We start from the raw sequence: 555 nt of genomic DNA, 5'->3' as shown, positions 1-555 counted from the left end.
TGCATAGTGAGATTGAGAGGTTATCATTTTGTGAGAATCTATATTCAGGAGAGTTATTAGTTATAGGGCATTACTTGAGTACATTAGAGAAAGATACTAGACGGAGTGATGAAGAATTCAGCAAGATCTGCAAGAAGGCTTACAAGTTTGTGCTCAAAGATGGGTACTTATGGAGACGACCAAAAGGGAGAGATCAAGTCCCTCTAAGAGTACTTGATACTCAAGGAGAGAAAACTCAAGTACTGCAAGAGGCACATGATATTGAAGCAGCAGGACACCGTGGAGTTCAAGCTACATACGACAAGTTAAGAAGATTCTACTGGTGGGATGGAATGTATGTGGATGTGCGAGAATATGTTGGATCTTGTGAGCTTTGCCAATACTACTCAAAGATTCAACATAGAGATGGTTTGAACCCTACTTATCCCTTATCTTTGCATTTTCAGTGGGTGATAGATCTTGTTCACATGCCACTAGGGATAAGAGGTGCAAAGTACTTAGTCCTAGCTAGGGAAGAGTTGTCATCATATGTAGAAGGGAGGGCACTATCCTCTA

1 protein-coding gene is annotated in these 555 nt (G+C 40.9%); it reads left to right on the top strand.

All coding sequences use genetic code 11. From position 1 onward, the window contains the following. Positions 1-149 precede the first annotated feature (149 nt). On the top strand, positions 150-555 hold a 406-nt coding region (locus KVT31_RS29350; RefSeq protein WP_217613705.1), incomplete at its 3' end, for an integrase zinc binding domain-containing protein.

The organism is Bacillus sp. GbtcB14, assembly GCF_019091205.1.
GTDB classification, from domain to species: Bacteria; Bacillota; Bacilli; order Bacillales; family Bacillaceae_G; genus Bacillus_A; species Bacillus_A cereus_AG.
The sequence above is the reverse complement of the archived record's forward strand: the minus strand, read 5'-3'. Positions and strand labels throughout refer to the sequence as shown.